12 protein-coding genes are annotated in these 15430 nt (G+C 43.2%); 2 read left to right on the top strand and 10 right to left on the bottom strand.

All coding sequences use genetic code 11. From position 1 onward, the window contains the following. Positions 1 to 144: 144 nt before the first annotated feature. From IM322_RS20285 to kaiC, 3 genes are all read right to left on the bottom strand, one after another. Positions 145 to 2769 (bottom strand): DNA polymerase III subunit alpha, encoded by a 2625-nt coding sequence (locus tag IM322_RS20285; RefSeq protein ID WP_287675128.1) that lies wholly within the window; start codon positions 2767 to 2769, stop codon positions 145 to 147. 84 nt (positions 2770 to 2853) lie between these two features. Next, entirely contained in the window at positions 2854 to 3684 is an 831-nt protein-coding gene (locus tag IM322_RS20280; protein WP_287675127.1) for an amino acid ABC transporter substrate-binding protein, read from the bottom strand. 79 nt (positions 3685 to 3763) lie between these two features. After that, a complete protein-coding gene (kaiC, locus tag IM322_RS20275; protein ID WP_002797104.1) occupies positions 3764 to 5284 on the bottom strand; it encodes a circadian clock protein KaiC in 1521 nt (506 codons plus the stop codon). Positions 5285 to 5610: 326 nt separating this feature from the next. Between kaiC and IM322_RS20270 the strand changes: the two genes are divergently transcribed. Beyond that, a complete protein-coding gene (locus tag IM322_RS20270; protein ID WP_287675126.1) occupies positions 5611 to 5760 on the top strand; it encodes a hypothetical protein in 150 nt (49 codons plus the stop codon). A gap of 78 nt (positions 5761 to 5838) precedes the next feature. Here the strand turns inward: IM322_RS20270 and IM322_RS20265 are convergent, their stop codons facing one another. The 6 genes from IM322_RS20265 to IM322_RS20240 form a co-directional block, all read right to left on the bottom strand. Further along, entirely contained in the window at positions 5839 to 6765 is a 927-nt protein-coding gene (locus IM322_RS20265) for a branched-chain amino acid transaminase (RefSeq protein WP_287675124.1), read from the bottom strand. 23 nt (positions 6766 to 6788) lie between these two features. Then, positions 6789 to 8549, bottom strand: a complete 1761-nt coding sequence (locus IM322_RS20260; RefSeq protein ID WP_287675122.1) for a M61 family metallopeptidase — start codon at positions 8547 to 8549, stop codon at positions 6789 to 6791. 145 nt (positions 8550 to 8694) lie between these two features. Next, entirely contained in the window at positions 8695 to 11145 is a 2451-nt protein-coding gene (locus tag IM322_RS20255; RefSeq protein WP_287675120.1) for a transglycosylase domain-containing protein, read from the bottom strand. Between the two features lie 130 nt (positions 11146 to 11275). After that, positions 11276 to 11857 carry a rod shape-determining protein MreD gene (gene mreD, locus IM322_RS20250; RefSeq protein ID WP_287675118.1) on the bottom strand — a complete coding sequence of 194 codons (582 nt, stop codon included), beginning with the start codon at positions 11855 to 11857 and terminating at the stop codon, positions 11276 to 11278. Continuing rightward, a complete protein-coding gene (gene mreC / locus IM322_RS20245; protein WP_286825561.1) occupies positions 11824 to 12573 on the bottom strand; it encodes a rod shape-determining protein MreC in 750 nt (249 codons plus the stop codon). Before mreC ends, mreD begins: the two co-directional genes overlap by 34 nt. Positions 12574 to 12663: 90 nt before the next feature. Next, positions 12664 to 13701: a rod shape-determining protein gene (locus IM322_RS20240; protein ID WP_287675117.1), complete on the bottom strand. Its 1038-nt coding sequence runs from the start codon at positions 13699 to 13701 to the stop codon at positions 12664 to 12666. 227 nt (positions 13702 to 13928) lie between these two features. On the opposite strand from IM322_RS20240, the gene IM322_RS20235 reads away from it, so the two are divergent. Continuing rightward, positions 13929 to 14279: a single-stranded DNA-binding protein gene (locus tag IM322_RS20235; RefSeq protein WP_002797092.1), complete on the top strand. Its 351-nt coding sequence runs from the start codon at positions 13929 to 13931 to the stop codon at positions 14277 to 14279. A gap of 56 nt (positions 14280 to 14335) precedes the next feature. Here the strand turns inward: IM322_RS20235 and IM322_RS20230 are convergent, their stop codons facing one another. After that, positions 14336 to 15145, bottom strand: coding sequence for an aminotransferase class IV (locus IM322_RS20230; RefSeq protein ID WP_287675129.1), 810 nt, complete (start codon positions 15143 to 15145; stop codon positions 14336 to 14338). Between the last annotated feature and the right edge of the window lie 285 nt (positions 15146 to 15430).

Genomic DNA, 15430 nt, shown 5'->3' with positions numbered 1-15430 from the left:
GCACCACTCCGATTCCATCCCGAACTCGGTTGTGAAACTTCACCGTGGCCAAGATACTTGTCGGGTTGCCGACCGGGACAATAGCTCGATGCCAGGATTATTCTTTCCCACCCCTCAATCCGACAAGATTGGGGGGTTTGGTTTTTAGGAAAAATCAGAGGATTTTAAATCTAAACCTCGCTCAAATATTGTATCTATGGCTAACATTTCTCCGTCGCTAGTCATAAATTTATGATCTTTGGTTGCTTGGATAGTTTGCCCATTTTCTAGGGTGTATTCAAAGACTTCTTGTAAACCTCGCTCGTGCCATTGAGAGATTGGTTGACTATAAACAAAACCATTTTGGTCAACAGTATAAACAGTGCAGTTAATTTCTGCGCTCACAATTTTAGCAATTGGTAATAATCCGTATTCCTCAGTTAAAATTAACGTCTCACCTCCTAGACAATATTCGGCAAAATTTACCATCTGTTCAAAGAGATTTTCAGCGATTCTTTTTTCCACACCATTTTTAGCAGCACCATCGATAAACATCTCCCTTTGTTTCTGCATTTCGGAGGCTTTTTTCTTACCCATTGCCCGACGCAATAGATCCGCTTCTCCTAGGGAATAACCGGCTAAATCCTGCGCCATTTTCATAATCTGTTCTTGATAGACTAAAACTGCGTAGGTTTCCTTAAGAATTGGTTCCAATAAAGGATGATCATAACGAATGGGTTCTCTACCGTGTTTTCTGCCAATAAAGAGAGGAATTAATCCCGCATCTAAAGGACCAGGGCGATAGAGTGCTAAGATTGAAGATATGTCCTCAATACCCGATGGTTTTAACTCTTTAACGATCTGTTTCATCCCCGATGATTCTAACTGGAAAATACCTTCTAAATCCCCTTCTTCTAGTAATCCGTGGGTTTTGATAATATCGGGAGGTAGTTTTTTATGTTCCCCTTTAGCCCGAATTTGCAGGGCTTTTCTTTCATCTAAAGGCAATTGTTCGAGATCGATATCTATACCCTGATTTTGTTTAATTAAATCGGCGGTTTTTTTCAAAGTGGTTAAATTTCTTAACCCTAAAAAGTCCATTTTTAACAATCCCAATGATTCTAAATCCTCCATGAAATATTGGGTAATTACCGCCCCATCATTATTTTTCTGGAGGGGAACCACTTCATCTAAAGGTTGGGAAGAAATGACGACTCCCGCGGCATGAACTCCGAAGGTTTTGTTAGTACCTTCGATACGAATTGCCATATCTAACCAATGACGCACATGGGGTTCCGTATCGTATCTTTCTTTAAATGCTGGTTCGGGAGTTTCATCGGAAATCATCACTTTTAAAGGTGTGGGTTTACCGCGAGAAACGGGAATCATTTTCGCCATTTTATCCGATTCGGCGTAGGGAATATCTAACACCCGCGCCACATCTTTTAAGACAGCTTTTGATGTCATGCGGTTAAAAGTAATGATTTGGGCAACATTAGCCTCCCCGTATTTTTCCGTGACGTATTGGATCATTTCATCCCGTCTCTCGATACAGAAATCCGTATCAATATCAGGCATAGATTTCCGTTCAGGATTGAGAAAACGCTCAAATAATAAACCGTGATGAACGGGATCAATATTGGTTATTTTTAAAGAATATGCTACCAAAGAACCTGCCGCAGAACCGCGTCCTGGACCGACGGGAATATCATGATCTCTAGCATATTTTATATAGTCCCAAACGACGAGAAAATAGGTAGAAAATCCCATTTTCTGTAACATTTTTAATTCGTATTCAAGCCTTTCTTTGTAAACAGGCTCAATCTCGTGACGAGAAGGACATTTTAATCTTTCTAGTAATCCTAACCAAGCAATTTCTTCTACATAACTATCGGCAGTATGTCCCGCAGGAACAGGATAATTAGGGAGTCTCGGTTCATTAAATATGTTATAATGTTCGACTTTTTCTGCTACTTCTAAGGTGTTATTAATCGCTTCTTCAATCACATCTTCGGGCAGATGATCACGGAAAAGTAAACGCATTTCATCAGCAGATTTTAAGTATTCTGTGCCGCTATAACGGAGGCGTTTGTCTTCAGTAATTAACTTGCTAGTTTGAATACAAAGCAAGGCATCGTGTGCCTCTACATCGTAACAGGAAATAAAGTGAGAATCGTTAGTAGCAACTACTTTAATTCCTAATTCTTTAGCAATTTTAACTATTTCTACATTAACAATCCGATCTTCTTTAGAACCATGATCTTGAATTTCTAAGTAAAAATCATCACCAAAAAGTTTTTTATACCATTTAGCAGTTTCCTTAGCCAGTTTCCTGTTATTAGCTAAAATCGCTTGGGGAATCTCTCCACCCAAGCAAGCACTGGTAACTATCAATCCTTCGTGGTATTGTTGGAGTAACTCTTTATTGATACAAGGACGAGCAAAAATGCCTTTACCTTGAATACCTTTCAGATTAGAAATAGTAGTTAATTTAACCAGGTTTTTATAGCCTTGGGTGTTTTTGGCTAAAACAACTTGATGATATTTTCGGTGGCGAAGATTGACTTCAATATCGCCATTGACTACATACATTTCATTGCCAATAATTGGTTTTATTCCCTTATTACGGCAGGTTTTAATTAATTCGATCGCACCATACATGACTCCATGATCGGTTAAAGCGATCGCTGGTTGTCCTAATTCGATCGCTCGATCAATTAGTGCCGGTAATTGGGAAGCACCATCAAGTAAGCTATAATCACTGTGAATATGTAAACCGACAAAAGACATAGTTTTTCAGGAAAAAGTGACAAGGAAAAGGCAAAAAAAACAAGAATTTACTGACTTTTAATTTTCAGCAATTACAGTCTATTTTTAGGGTTGACTGAGAATCCTATAGGGGAAAGAACTTTCTTCTAAATTAAACCATTGTTCTCGCAGTTTCTGGTTATCATTGCTGCCGACGACAGTATCAACAAATTTTTTCCATTCGGGATCGTTTTTGGGTAAAATACAGCCATAAAGTTCGGTGGTAATCGGTTGACGGGGTAGTAGCACAAATTGTCGCGGATCCTGTCCTTGTTTAACGATTTCCCCCAGCAGAAGAATTCCATCACTAACCACTGCTTTTACTTCTCCCCTTTGTAATTTTGCCACTGCTTCACTTCGATCGCTGACAGCTTGCCAATTAGCCAGAGGATAGATATAACGAATAATACTATCGGTGGTGGTGTGGGGAATATAGGCGATCGCAACTGCCGCTAAAGTGTTATTAATATCTATTTTATCAACATTTTCCCTTTTAGTTAAAAATTGCGCTCCTGTCATAAAATAGGGAATAGAAAAATTAACCTTTTCTAGTCTTTCTTCCGTAATTGTTGCCGCATTACAGGATAAATCTACTTGTCCCTGTTCCACTTGCTGAAAACGATTATTAGTCGTCGCTTCTGTAAAGGTTATTGTAATCGGTTTACCTAATTGTTGTTCTAATCGACGTTGGACTAAGCGCATTAATTCCACTCCGTAACCTGTCCATTGTCCCGTTTTCTCATCGATATAACTAAAGGGAGTAGCGTCTTTTCTGGCTGCCGCTTTTAATTCTCCCGTGCGAGCAATTCTTTGTAAAACTGTTTCTGCCAAGGCTGATAAATGTAGGTTATTTATCAGTAAAAGACCTAGAAAAATAAAGCAAAAGTTTTTAGACATATACATATCAAGAAAGCAAGAAGGAGATAGGGAGAAAAAAGCTAACGGCCGATGTGCGATTAGCAAATGCTGCTGTATTTTAACTACGATCCTCGAATAATCCACTCAAACGTTCTACTTCTGTTTGTGCTGTGTACATAGGAGTTCCAGCCAGAATTCCGGTAACATTACGGAAAGGTTGACCGATGTGCATACCTTGATGATCGATCGAAAACTCACGAATATCCTTATCGTGCATAGAACCGCGCATTTTTAAAACAGTGATACCGCGGCGCATTTCTCCATACATTTCCACATAACGCAGCAGAATAATTGAATCAGTAATTGTAGAAATATGTGCTTCTGTAATCGAGGAACCTCCTAATAAAGTGGGAGTGGTGGAAGTAAATAATCCTCCCACCTCTTTTTGCTTAATAAAAGAAGTCAAACCGATAATAAATTCCCGAAATCCTTTCAGATTAGAAACCCTTTCTAAAGCAGATAAACTATCTACTGCCACTCGATTAGGTTGAAACTCCTCGATAATTTCCTTCATCATAATTAGATGATTTTCTAAACCCGTAGTTTCGGGATAACGGCAGACTACCTTTAATTTACCTTCCTTTTCCATGCGGTCATAATCCACCCCCCAACCAGTAGCATTTCTAAATAACTGTTCGCGACTTTCCTCGAAGGCAAAAATTAAACATCTTTCCCCATTGGTTACTCCCCCGGCCATAAATTCTGTCACCATGAGGGTTTTTCCTGTTCCCGTGGCTCCCGAAACCAAAATAACCGAATCGCGGAAGAAACCACCACCACACATTCTATCGAGTTCCAGGCTGCCAGAAGTAATACGAATATTAGAGGATTTTTGTTCTAATTCAATAGCTGATAAAGGAATAATCACGGCCCCTTTGTTGGGAATAATTGTAAAAGGAAATTCTCCTTTTTGGTGATCGGTTCCCCGATATTTTAAAATTTCGATCGTCCTTCTTCTTTTCTCATCGGTTAAAACGTTGCGTAAAATCACCACATTATCGGCCACAAACTCCTCCACCCCATAACGACTGATTTCGCCGTATTCTTGGGTTCTTTCTGCGGTCATAATCGCTGTTACTTCCAATTCTCGCAAAGCGGTTGCCAGACGAAAAAGATCACTTCTCACTTGAGCGCTATCACTTAAATGGCTAAAAATTGCGCCTAAAGAATCCATAGACACCCGTTTGGCTTTATTTTTGCGGATAGCAAACTCAATGCGAGCGATTAATGCGCCTAGGTCGTATTCTCCCGTCACCATCGGCTTTTCTTCCGGTTGGGGGGAAGCATCGACAAAGGCCCACTGACGATTCTCCTCCCACTGCCGGATATTCCAACCAAAACCACCCATATTTTTTCTTAGTGCTTGTGGTGGCTCCTCGAAGGTGACAAAAACGCCATTTTCTCCATTTTTGATGCCTTCTGCGAGAAATTGACAGGCAAAGACCGTTTTAGCACTTCCTGCCGTCCCCGCTATCAAAGTTGCTCGTCCTTTCGGTAATCCCCCTTCCGAAAGAAAATCAAAGCCGGGGATTCCTGTTTCTAACTTCTCAATCAACTCTAGGGGATTATTTTGCGTCATTTAAGTTCTCTATGAAAACGAGCCACTGTTTATTGTACCTATTTCAGTGACCAGTGATACCGGAAATTCATCCCTAGTTTGAGAGTTTGAGCATTTGTAATAAAATTTCCAAGACATCGTTTAAATGCAGGACAGCTTAACCCAAGCATAAAGAGATTGGTTATATTCAAGGGAAACTATATAAGTAGGTAAATCTTGGCCACAATTAACCAAAATACCAATAAACTAATAGTTAGAATCAAAGTAAGTTTTGTCTTTAGTTGATTAATACTATCCTTGACAACTTTGAGAGAGTTTAAGGTATAATCATACTTATTTGCTCTACTATGGAACATACAACCGATAATAATCAAAATCAGCAAGAAACCGACAATCAACAAGAAAAAACAGCAACAGGGAAGAAACCCGTGCTGAAGATTGATCCTAATAAAACTATACCCTATATACAGGAAGGAGCCAAACCGAAAAATGAATAATTTCTGTTTATTTCAGGGTTCCTTGAGATGCGCCATCATTTGACGCATCCACTGGAAAAATCAAGTAAATTTCTCTAACTATAAAGGAACTTTAGTAATCCAATCTTGATACTTTGGTTCCTGATTGAGAACGATAGAACTTAACTTTTCTTTTAACTGATAAGTAATCGGTTTAGCCGCGGGTAAAGAAAAAGTTTCAATCCTTTTAATCGGAGTAATTTTCGCCGCAGTGCCACTTAAAAACACCTCATCAGCGATAAATAATTCCGTCTTATCTACCGGTCTTTCAATAACCGGAATACCTAAATCCCGCGCGATAGTTAAAACACTATCTCTAGTAATACCCTCTAGGATATCTTGGTCAAAACTAGGAGTAATTAGCTGACCATTTCTGATGATAAAAATATTCATTCCCGTCGCTTCACAGACTTTGCCTTGAGAATTCATCAAAATTGCCTCATCAAACCCCGATTCTACCGCTTCCGTTTTTGCTAAAGCAGAAGTGATATAAGCGGCGCTAATTTTACCTCGCAACGGGAAACTTCTATCCTCCTGACGATACCAAGAACTAATCCGACAGTTAACCCCATCGGCTGCTAAATAATCATCCATTTCTAGACCATAGACGAGAAAATCCTTCTCGATACCATGCAATCGCGGGGCAATTCCCAACCCCGAACTATAGACAAGGGGACGAATATAAAAAGGTCGATGACACTGATTCTTTTTCACAAAATCGATAATTATTTGATAGATTTTATCGGCAGGAATCTCGTAATTAAGAAACTTAGCACTTTGACTTAAACGCTGACAATGACGGTCTAATCTAAATAATAATATCTGTCCGGGATTGCTAGGGTCGGGAGTACCTCGTAAACCCCCAAAAGCGGCAGTTCCGTAGTGTAGTGCGTGGGTAGCAACGGATAACTTTGCCTCAGTAAAAGGGATAAATTTATTCTCAAAATAGGCGAGAGGAAGGAAAGTAATTTCGGCGGTAATAGACATTTTTTTGTTGATTTAACCAAGAACTAAACGGGATTTACCCATGCGGAAAAATTTTGTTTCTGGCTATTAGAAGGATTTTCTACCCTGATAATTTCATAGCGAATCGTCTGCGGGGTGGCCAGTGGAACAGCAAGGGTTCGCAATTCATCGAGATGAAAGACTGTTATCTGAATAATATCACCTGCGCGGTAGTCTTTTAATCTTTCGTTTAACTGTTCCGCCGTCACCCGCAATCCATCGATGGCTAATAACTCATCATCAGCATTAATTCCCGCTTTTTGACAAGGAGAACCCATCTCGACAAATTTAATCATTTCTTTACCCGCTTCACTCTGTACCCGCATTCCCAGATGAGGTATCGTCTCCCCATTGCCAACACCCCGCAGATAGAGTCCAAAAGGTTCAAGATATTCATTAAAGGGTAATTCTGCCAAACCGTCGATATAACGGCGGTAGAAGTCGCTTAAATCCACTCCTGCGGCAGATTCGAGAATTGCTTGCAATTCCCCATCGGTATAACCAATCTCCTCTTTACCGAAATGTTGCCACATCGAGCGTAAAACATCATCGAGGCAACGACGGTTATCGGTGTGGGTGCGAATTAGTAAATCGAGAAGCAGCGACAATAATTCCCCCTTGAGATAGTAGGAAATTTGACTATTATCGCTATTGCTATCCCGTCGGTAGAGTTTTATCCAGGCATCGAAACTCGATTCGCCTAGAGGTTGGACAAGACGACCGGGTATATTGAGATAACGAGTGATTTCCTTGCTTAAAAGCTCTAAAAAAGTCTTACTATCGTATATTCCTGCCCGTAGAGGGATTATCATATCGTAATAACTGGTGGTTCCTTCGGCAAACCAGAGGGAAGAAGTATAATTCTCTGCATCATAATCGAAGCTTTCTAAAGCTTTTGGGCGAATACGCTTGATATTCCAGAGATGAAAGAACTCATGGGCGACTAATTGCAGAAAACGATTATATTTATCCTTATCTCGTAATCCCAAACGCATATAGTTAAGGGTACAGGAATTTTTATGTTCTAGTCCCCCGTAACCAGCCGCCGAAAGATGTAGCAAAAAGAGATAATTATCATAAGGGAGTCCACCGAACATAGCCGACTCGGTTTGAATAATTTTAGTGGTATCAGCGATAATTTGACTAGGATTGGCGTTTCCCCGTCCCCAGATAGCTAATTGATGGGGTTTTCCCTCGACGACAAAATCGTATAACTGATGAATACCCACTTCCACAGGACTGTCCACCAGGGTATCAAAATCGGGAACGTGAAAAGTGTTTTTCTGTGCGGATAAAGATTTTAAGGTAGTAGTAACGCGCCAATCGCCATGGGGGGGGATAATTGTCAGGGTGAGGGGATGTTTTTGATAATCGGGGATATAGAAAAATAAAGCAGCCCCGTTGAAGTAACCGTGAGTATCATCGAGATGGTTGGTTCTGACGGTTAAATCGTGGGCAAAAACGCGATATTTGACTGTTATTTCTGAACTATTACCGGTGTCAATCTGCCAGTGATTTTTAGCAACTTTGCGACTGTTGAGGTTAACAGCTTGAAAATCTTGGACTAAACGGGAGTATTCCCGCACTAGATAGGAACCGGGAGTCCAAACCGGCATTTTTAGGTTTAAAATCGGAGCTTGCCAACCAGTAATCTGTAGAGTAACTTCAAAGAGGTGTGAAGTCGGTTCCGGCATAGCCACTTGATAGCTGAGACTTAAACGGGTTGAGGAGACGGTAGTGGGGGAAATAAGACTGGTCATCGGCATTAAACAGGCTTTTTAGTTATTATAGCGGCAAGCTTTCGGCCAATTTACCCAGTTTCGCCGCCAAAAATCCGATTTTTTTCCAAGATTTTACCGAGCAGTTTTGGAACTGTAACCCCCGCAAATCCTGCGGGGTTTTTTCGCCGATTCAGCGTCTTTCTGCTGGGGGTGCAGGAGGAGTCACATCGGGGGGAGGAGTTACCTGTAGGGGAACCGAACGAGTTTCGGGAGCTGCCACAGTGACGGGAACGGTAATCGGTTCGGCTGCCGGGGGGGCCGTATTTTCAGGACTAGGAGCAGCGGCGCTGGTAGGAGCGACGGTAGTACGCCGACGACTAGAACGGCGTTGGCTGGGTTCGCTAGTATTAGAACGAACGATAGTTTGCTCGTGACTTACCCGAACCCGTCGCCGTCTGCGGATGGGTCCTTCGGTGGGGGAACCCTCATCGCTGCTGGCTAAACGATTGTTAGTAGTTTGGGTAAAGTAGGTACGTCGGGGTTTAATGGGTTCCGCTTTTACTGTCACTGGACGTTTGCCTAAATTCGGTTCTGGGAAACCTTGATAGGGAATATCCTTAATTGCTTCTAACATAAATTGTCGCCACATCCAAGCGGACATGGTACTGGCTCCATTGGTGGGTTTATTATTGTCATTACCGAGCCAAATTCCCGTGACTAATTGGGGAATATAACCGACGAACCAAAGGTCGCGAGCCTTGTCAGAAGTGCCGGTTTTTCCTGCCACCGGACGACCAATTTGTGCGGGGGTTCCCGTTCCCGAATTAACCACATCCTGCAGCATCCAAGTCATCGTCGCCGCCGTGTTTTGATTGAGAGCAGTTTTCGGTTTAAAATTGGCTTGATAAATTACTTTACCATGGCGATCAAGTACCTGATTAATACCGTAAACTGGTTGATGCACACCATTATTAGCAAAGGTTCCGTAGGCGCTAGTCAATTCTAAAAGATTGACTTCCGAAGCACCCAAAGCCAAAGAATAAGTGGGTAAAAGTTTCGACTGGATACCCAGATCTTGAGCTAATTTAATCACCGGATTCCAACCCACAGCCACTAACACCTGAACTGCCACCACATTCAGGGAAGAAGTCAAAGCATCGCGCATGGACACCTCGCGGCCGCTATACTTATCGCCGTAGTTTTCTGGTTTATAACCATCCACCACATACTGTGCATCTTTATAATTAGAATAGGGGGATTTCCCCGCCGCAATCGCCGCCGCATAGACAAAAGGCTTAAAAGTAGATCCTGGCTGACGTTTTGCCTGTGTCACCCGATTGAATTGATTCTTATCGTGGTCAATTCCCCCGACCATGGCCTTAATTTGTCCATTTTTGGGGTCAATTGCCACTAAAGCCGCCTGTTGGAAGTTCTGCCACTTGCCATAACGAGAAACCGCTCTTTCTACCACTTCCTCCCCTTCGCTTTGCCAACGAGGATTAAGGGTAGTTTTTACCACCAATCCCCCCGCTTCTAGGGTTTTAGCGGGAACCAGTTGCGGCAGTTCTTTTTCCACATAATCGGTAAAATAGGCCGCTTGCCGTTGCAGACGTTTTAGGGGACTGGTTTTAATGCCTAGGGGAAATGCGATCGCCAGTTCTGCTTGAGCGTTAGTAATAAATCCCACCTCGGCCATAGTTTTGAGGACGATATTACGCCGTTCTAGGGCAGATTTAGGGTTTTCGAGGGGAGAATAGAGACTAGGAGCGGGAACAATGCCAGCAAGGGTGGCAGCTTCGGCTAGAGTTAATTTATCGACGGGTTTACTGAAATATAACCAAGCGGCATCGGCAAGACCGTAGGCCCCGGAACCGAGATAAACTAGGTGAAAATAACGCTCTAAAATCTGGTCTTTTGTATATTTATCTTCTATTTTCTGAGCGATACGCATTTCCCGTAATTTGCGATCAAAGCTCTTTTCTTGGGATAAAAAGACAATCCGGGCCAATTGTTGGGTGATGGTGCTGCCTCCTTCCACCACTCCCCCGGCTCTCAGGTTAGAAAAGAGAGCGCGAGCAATACCCTGGCCATCAACTCCCCCGTGTTCGCGAAACCGGCGGTCTTCACTAGCGATAAAGGCCTCCTGTACCAGTTGGGGAACTTGGGCAATTTTCACGGTTTCGTAAGTGCTAGGGCCATTTTGCTTGAGGATTTCCCCATTAGCGGCTTGAATGGTTAGGGTGCCGGGACGAGCATAGGTTTGTATATCGGCGATGTTTTGCGGTAGAGAGGTTTCAAGGCGATAAATGCCCCAACCTACCCCTAAAATGCCCCCAGTTACGCCTAATCCCAATCCCAAGTACAACCCAAAGCGGGGATGTTGTCGCCATTGCGGTAAGGGGGAATTGTCGATCAGGGTAGTAAATTTGTTTTTTAAGGGTTTTAACGTCTCTAGAGCCTTGCTACTGGTTCGGGAGACTAAATTAACCTTTTTTTCTTCGGAAGCGGCTTCTACTGGCTTTTCCCCCGCAACTGGCGCAGATTCGGAGTCGATAGGAGCGACTTTAGGGGGTTGCTCGGAATTCTCTAATTTATTAGCAAGATTATGAAAAAATTGACTAAGTTTTTGTTTGTATTTCATGTTAGTTGAGCGGGTGAGGGTGAGGGTGTTGGGGGTTGGGTGTTGGGTGTTGGGGGATAGGGTGTTGGGGTTTTAGGGTTTTACCCCCATTTCCCCATCTCCCCATCCCCTAACCCCTATCCCCTATCCCCTAAAGATCGCTAAATTGTCGCCACCATTGCTGGAGGGGATAATAGACGAGGGGAGTCCAGAGACTACTAAGCAGAGCAGAAGTGAGGCCAATGCGTTGATAATCGAGCCAAAGATCAGCGAGATTTTTGCCTCCTTGTAGATAGTATTGAAAAGCGAGCGCACCATCGGCAATTAAAGTCATAACAAAGACAATTAAGACCACGGCGATCAATTCTTCTTTAACATAACGTTGTCGGTGTAAACGGGAAGTGAGGAAACCGATGAGACCAAAAACCATGATATGGGAAGGATAATTAGAGGTAAGACTATCTTGAATAGTGCCGAGCGCTAATCCGGCCACCACACTATCGAGACAAGAGCGATTGAGACTCCAACTAACCAACCAAATCAGTAACCAATTGGGAGCGATGCCTAAAATCTCCATACCGGGCAGCCGCATTAAGGAAAGAAAGGTACAGAGAAGCAGTGAAGCGACAGTGACTAAAATATTCAGTATAAAACGAGAACGGGCTGATAAACGGCTTAATTTCAGCATAATTCCCCCTCTCACTGCTGGGGTTGCGGGTGAACGAAGACCCATTCGAGATTGTCCACGGTGGCGGTAAATTCAATTTTGGCGGTGGGGGCGGGATTTTCCTGTAAATTAAGGGAAATTATGCGACCGATGGGCAACCCTGGCGAAAAAAGACTACTAAAAGCCGAAGTTGTCACCACATCTCCCGGTTTCACATCGGGAGCTTTTTCAAAAAAGCGCAGGGTGGCGACTTGGGAATCCTGACCTTGAATTAAACCCATGGCCCGACTACGATTCACCGTTGCTCCGATGCGACTTTGGGAATTACTGACCAATAAAACTTTGCTGGTGTGGGGAGTAACTTCCGTAATCCGTCCCACTAAACCGCCAATTCCCGTCACCGAAGCACCCACTTCCACACCATCGGTGCTACCCCGACCGATAATTACCTGTTGCCACCAATCATCAGCGCTGCGGCCAATAATTGGGGCAGAAATCAGGGGTTTTTTCTGGGTTTGATAATAACCAAGCTGTTTTTTTAATTGTTGATTTTGATATTCGACTTCACTTAAACGATTTTGTAATTCTCGCACCCGTTGATCGGCCAGAAGTTGCTCTTGCAGATTAGTTTCCTCTCCCTGAAAAGGGCGGGTTAATAAACCATACAATTCTAAAATCGCCCCACTTTGATAGGTACGAATGTACCAAGCCACCCCCAAAGCGGCAGCGAGCAGAAAAAGTCGCCATCCCTGCTGTGTCCATTTTCGTCGTGCTGAATACATGAGCGATTTAAAACCTCTTGGCTGTGTAGAGTGAGAATCCGTGTATTTTTCCGCTGCTGATAGCTAACGGCTAACCGATCCTAGTGACCTTTAGACATTGCGAGTTGTTTCATTAACGATCCGCTCAAAGAGTTTCTGATTTTTTAACACTTCTCCCGTGCCTTTGACAACACAGTGCAGGGGATCTTCAGCGATATGGGTAACGATACCGGTTTCGTGACTGACTAGGCGATCGAGTCCCCGTAATAAAGCACCCCCTCCCGCTAACATGATGCCGCGATCGATAATATCGGCCGCTAATTCGGGGGGAGTTTTTTCTAGGGTACGTTTGATCGCATCAACGATCACGGAAAGTGGCTCATCCATACTTTCCCGCACTTCTTCCGCTTTTATCGTCACGGTGCGGGGTAAACCGGACATGAGATGCAATCCCCGCACTTCCAGAGGAGGAAATTCATCTCCGGGGGAGGGATAAGCCGAACCAAGGCGAATTTTGATATCTTCGGCCGTGCGTTCCCCGATAATCAGGTTATGGACTTTTTTTAGATAAGCGATAATTGCTTCCGTGAGTTCATCCCCAGCGACGCGCACCGATTCGCTGATCACCGTCCCATTAAGACTGAGAATCGCCACTTCCGTCGTGCCACCACCGATATCGATGATCATATTTCCCGTCGCTTCCGAGACGGGTAAACCGGCACCCAAGGCTGCAGCAACCGGTTCATCAATTAACCCCACTTCTCGCGAGCCGGCATTTTTGGCCGCATCCACCACCGCACGTCTTTCTACTCCAGTAATCCCACTGGGAACACCGATTACCATGCGGGGATTGCCAATCGTGCCATCGAGCGCTCGTTTGATGAATTCCGCTAACATGATCTCGCAACTGTAAAAATCGGCGATTACCCCATCGCGCAGGGGTCGCAGAGCGGTGACATGGCCCGGAGTCCGACCGAGCATTTTTTTGGCCTCCTCCCCGACAGCGATCGGGTTACGATCTTGATCGATCGCCACTACCGATGGTTCCTCTAAAACAATACCTTTCCCCGACACATAAACGAGGGTGTTTGCTGTCCCCAAGTCTATACCTATGTCCCTTGATAAGGCTAGACCTCTAAAAAAACCCACTTGTTTGCACTCCTGTTCTGATAACAACGTTGCTTGCTATAGCTAGATTTTCGATCGAATCGACTTGGATTTTATTACGTTTTGTTTCTCAAGTCTAGTTAATTATCGCTTCTTTCTCTCCAGATTTACGCAAGTCTTCGGCCTAATTTTCTGGCTGCCCACCGGTCAAAGTCAGGGTTTCGGGCTAAAATAAACATACTATTGTACTAAATTGAGGATTTAAGACCATGAGTTTAAATCTGGTTCATTTGGTGGGACGAGCGGGGAGAGACCCGGAAACCAAGTATTTCGAGTCGGGTAAGGTTTTATGTACTTTCACTTTAGCGGTTAATCGTCGCTCTAAAAATAGCGATCAGCCGGATTGGTTCGATCTGGAAATTTGGGGCAAAACGGCGGAAGTGGCCGCTAATTATGTGAAAAAAGGCGGTTTAATCGGGATTAAAGGTTCTTTAAAAATGGATACCTGGAATGATAAAAATACGGGATTAGCTCGTTCTAAACCGGTGATTCTCGTCGATCAACTAGATTTACTCGGTTCTAAACGCGATAGTGAGGCTAATTCCGAGCGAGAATTTTAAAGCTTGAGCGGTATTATTTCCAGATTTTAGGTGTGTTAGCCTCTAGTAACACACCCTTATTTATTCTCTAATTGACTGGAAAAATATTGCTGTAAATCCGGTAAAACTTGCCGATAAATAGCTGTATTTATCTCTAGATCACAGCCAAGAATAGAATTAAAAGGGATAATTTCCACCAGAGAATTACTATAAGCAATTCCTTGTAAAGTCCTGACAAATTCAGGAGTCCAGAGATTTTCTTGCAGGGAAATATTTTGTTTTTTTAACCAGCCGATCAAAGCCGAGCGACCGATTCCGGGTAAAATATCAGCAGTCAGCAGGGGACTGTACCAGCAATTATCTTTCCATCCCCATAAATTACCCGTGCTAGTTTCTAACCAATGACCGACTCGATCAACTAATATCGCCTCTTTTGCTCCTTTTTTTTGAGCAGTTTGTGACGCTAACCAAGGGGTTAAATAATTACCAGTTTTATGTTCTCCTAAAACGCGTTGCCAAGCGGGATTATCTATTACCCACCCAATAATTCCCCGCTCTTGTCTAAGGTTTAAATCTTCGGGTAAAAATCTGCCTTTAATCCACTCCCTACCATCGGGAAAAATTGTAATTCTCAGGACAGGATACAATAGGGATAATTTTTCGGCTCCTTGGCGAATTCGCTGCCAATCGGGAGCGGGCCAGTGGAAAACTTGTAAACTAGAGTGCAAACGTTCGAGATGCTCTTGCCAATGGGTTAGAGGATGATCTAAGCTTTGTTGATAGATACGCAGGGTAGTAAATATTGTGGCTCCATAAAGCAACCCCACGTCATCAATACCCAGACTTATTCGCTCATCCTCGATTAATTCGCCATTATACCAATACATCATCAGTTATCAGTTATCAGTTATCAGTTATCAGATTTGAGTTTTAAGGGTCTTCTAGAGTAGTTATGATATTTTAGCAGAAAATAATCAAAGCTTTTTGCTTGGTTGGATTCTAGGCTATTTAAGGGATTAGGCTCATTGAAACGGCTCTTCGGTTTGTGTTATGCAATGGACGGGGGTTATAAGGGATGGAACCCTTATATAGAAAGGCATTTAGCGATTTTTGTCAATTGTTTTTGATCTAGAGCGAACTAATCAATTAAATCTCTTGCCAGATAAGGATTT

Origin of the sequence: Microcystis sp. M109S1, assembly GCF_020247025.1 — a bacterium.
In the GTDB taxonomy this organism is placed as follows: Bacteria; Cyanobacteriota; Cyanobacteriia; order Cyanobacteriales; family Microcystaceae; genus Microcystis.
This window is presented reverse-complemented; position numbering and strand designations above follow the sequence as displayed.

What these genes read in the sequence shown, in the direction of transcription:
- IM322_RS20285 (WP_287675128.1), bottom strand. Translation starts at nt 2,769, where the DNA reads ATGTCTTTTGTCGGTTTACATATTCACAGTGATTATAGCTTACTTGAT.
- IM322_RS20280 (WP_287675127.1), bottom strand. Translation starts at nt 3,684, where the DNA reads ATGTCTAAAAACTTTTGCTTTATTTTTCTAGGTCTTTTACTGATAAAT.
- mreD (WP_287675118.1), bottom strand. Translation starts at nt 11,857, where the DNA reads ATGGGTCTTCGTTCACCCGCAACCCCAGCAGTGAGAGGGGGAATTATG.
- IM322_RS20260 (WP_287675122.1), bottom strand. Translation starts at nt 8,549, where the DNA reads ATGCCGATGACCAGTCTTATTTCCCCCACTACCGTCTCCTCAACCCGT.
- IM322_RS20265 (WP_287675124.1), bottom strand. Translation starts at nt 6,765, where the DNA reads ATGTCTATTACCGCCGAAATTACTTTCCTTCCTCTCGCCTATTTTGAG.
- kaiC (WP_002797104.1), bottom strand. Translation starts at nt 5,284, where the DNA reads ATGACGCAAAATAATCCCCTAGAGTTGATTGAGAAGTTAGAAACAGGA.
- mreC (WP_286825561.1), bottom strand. Translation starts at nt 12,573, where the DNA reads ATGTATTCAGCACGACGAAAATGGACACAGCAGGGATGGCGACTTTTT.
- IM322_RS20235 (WP_002797092.1), top strand. Translation starts at nt 13,929, where the DNA reads ATGAGTTTAAATCTGGTTCATTTGGTGGGACGAGCGGGGAGAGACCCG.
- IM322_RS20270 (WP_287675126.1), top strand. Translation starts at nt 5,611, where the DNA reads ATGGAACATACAACCGATAATAATCAAAATCAGCAAGAAACCGACAAT.
- IM322_RS20230 (WP_287675129.1), bottom strand. Translation starts at nt 15,145, where the DNA reads ATGTATTGGTATAATGGCGAATTAATCGAGGATGAGCGAATAAGTCTG.
- IM322_RS20255 (WP_287675120.1), bottom strand. Translation starts at nt 11,145, where the DNA reads ATGAAATACAAACAAAAACTTAGTCAATTTTTTCATAATCTTGCTAAT.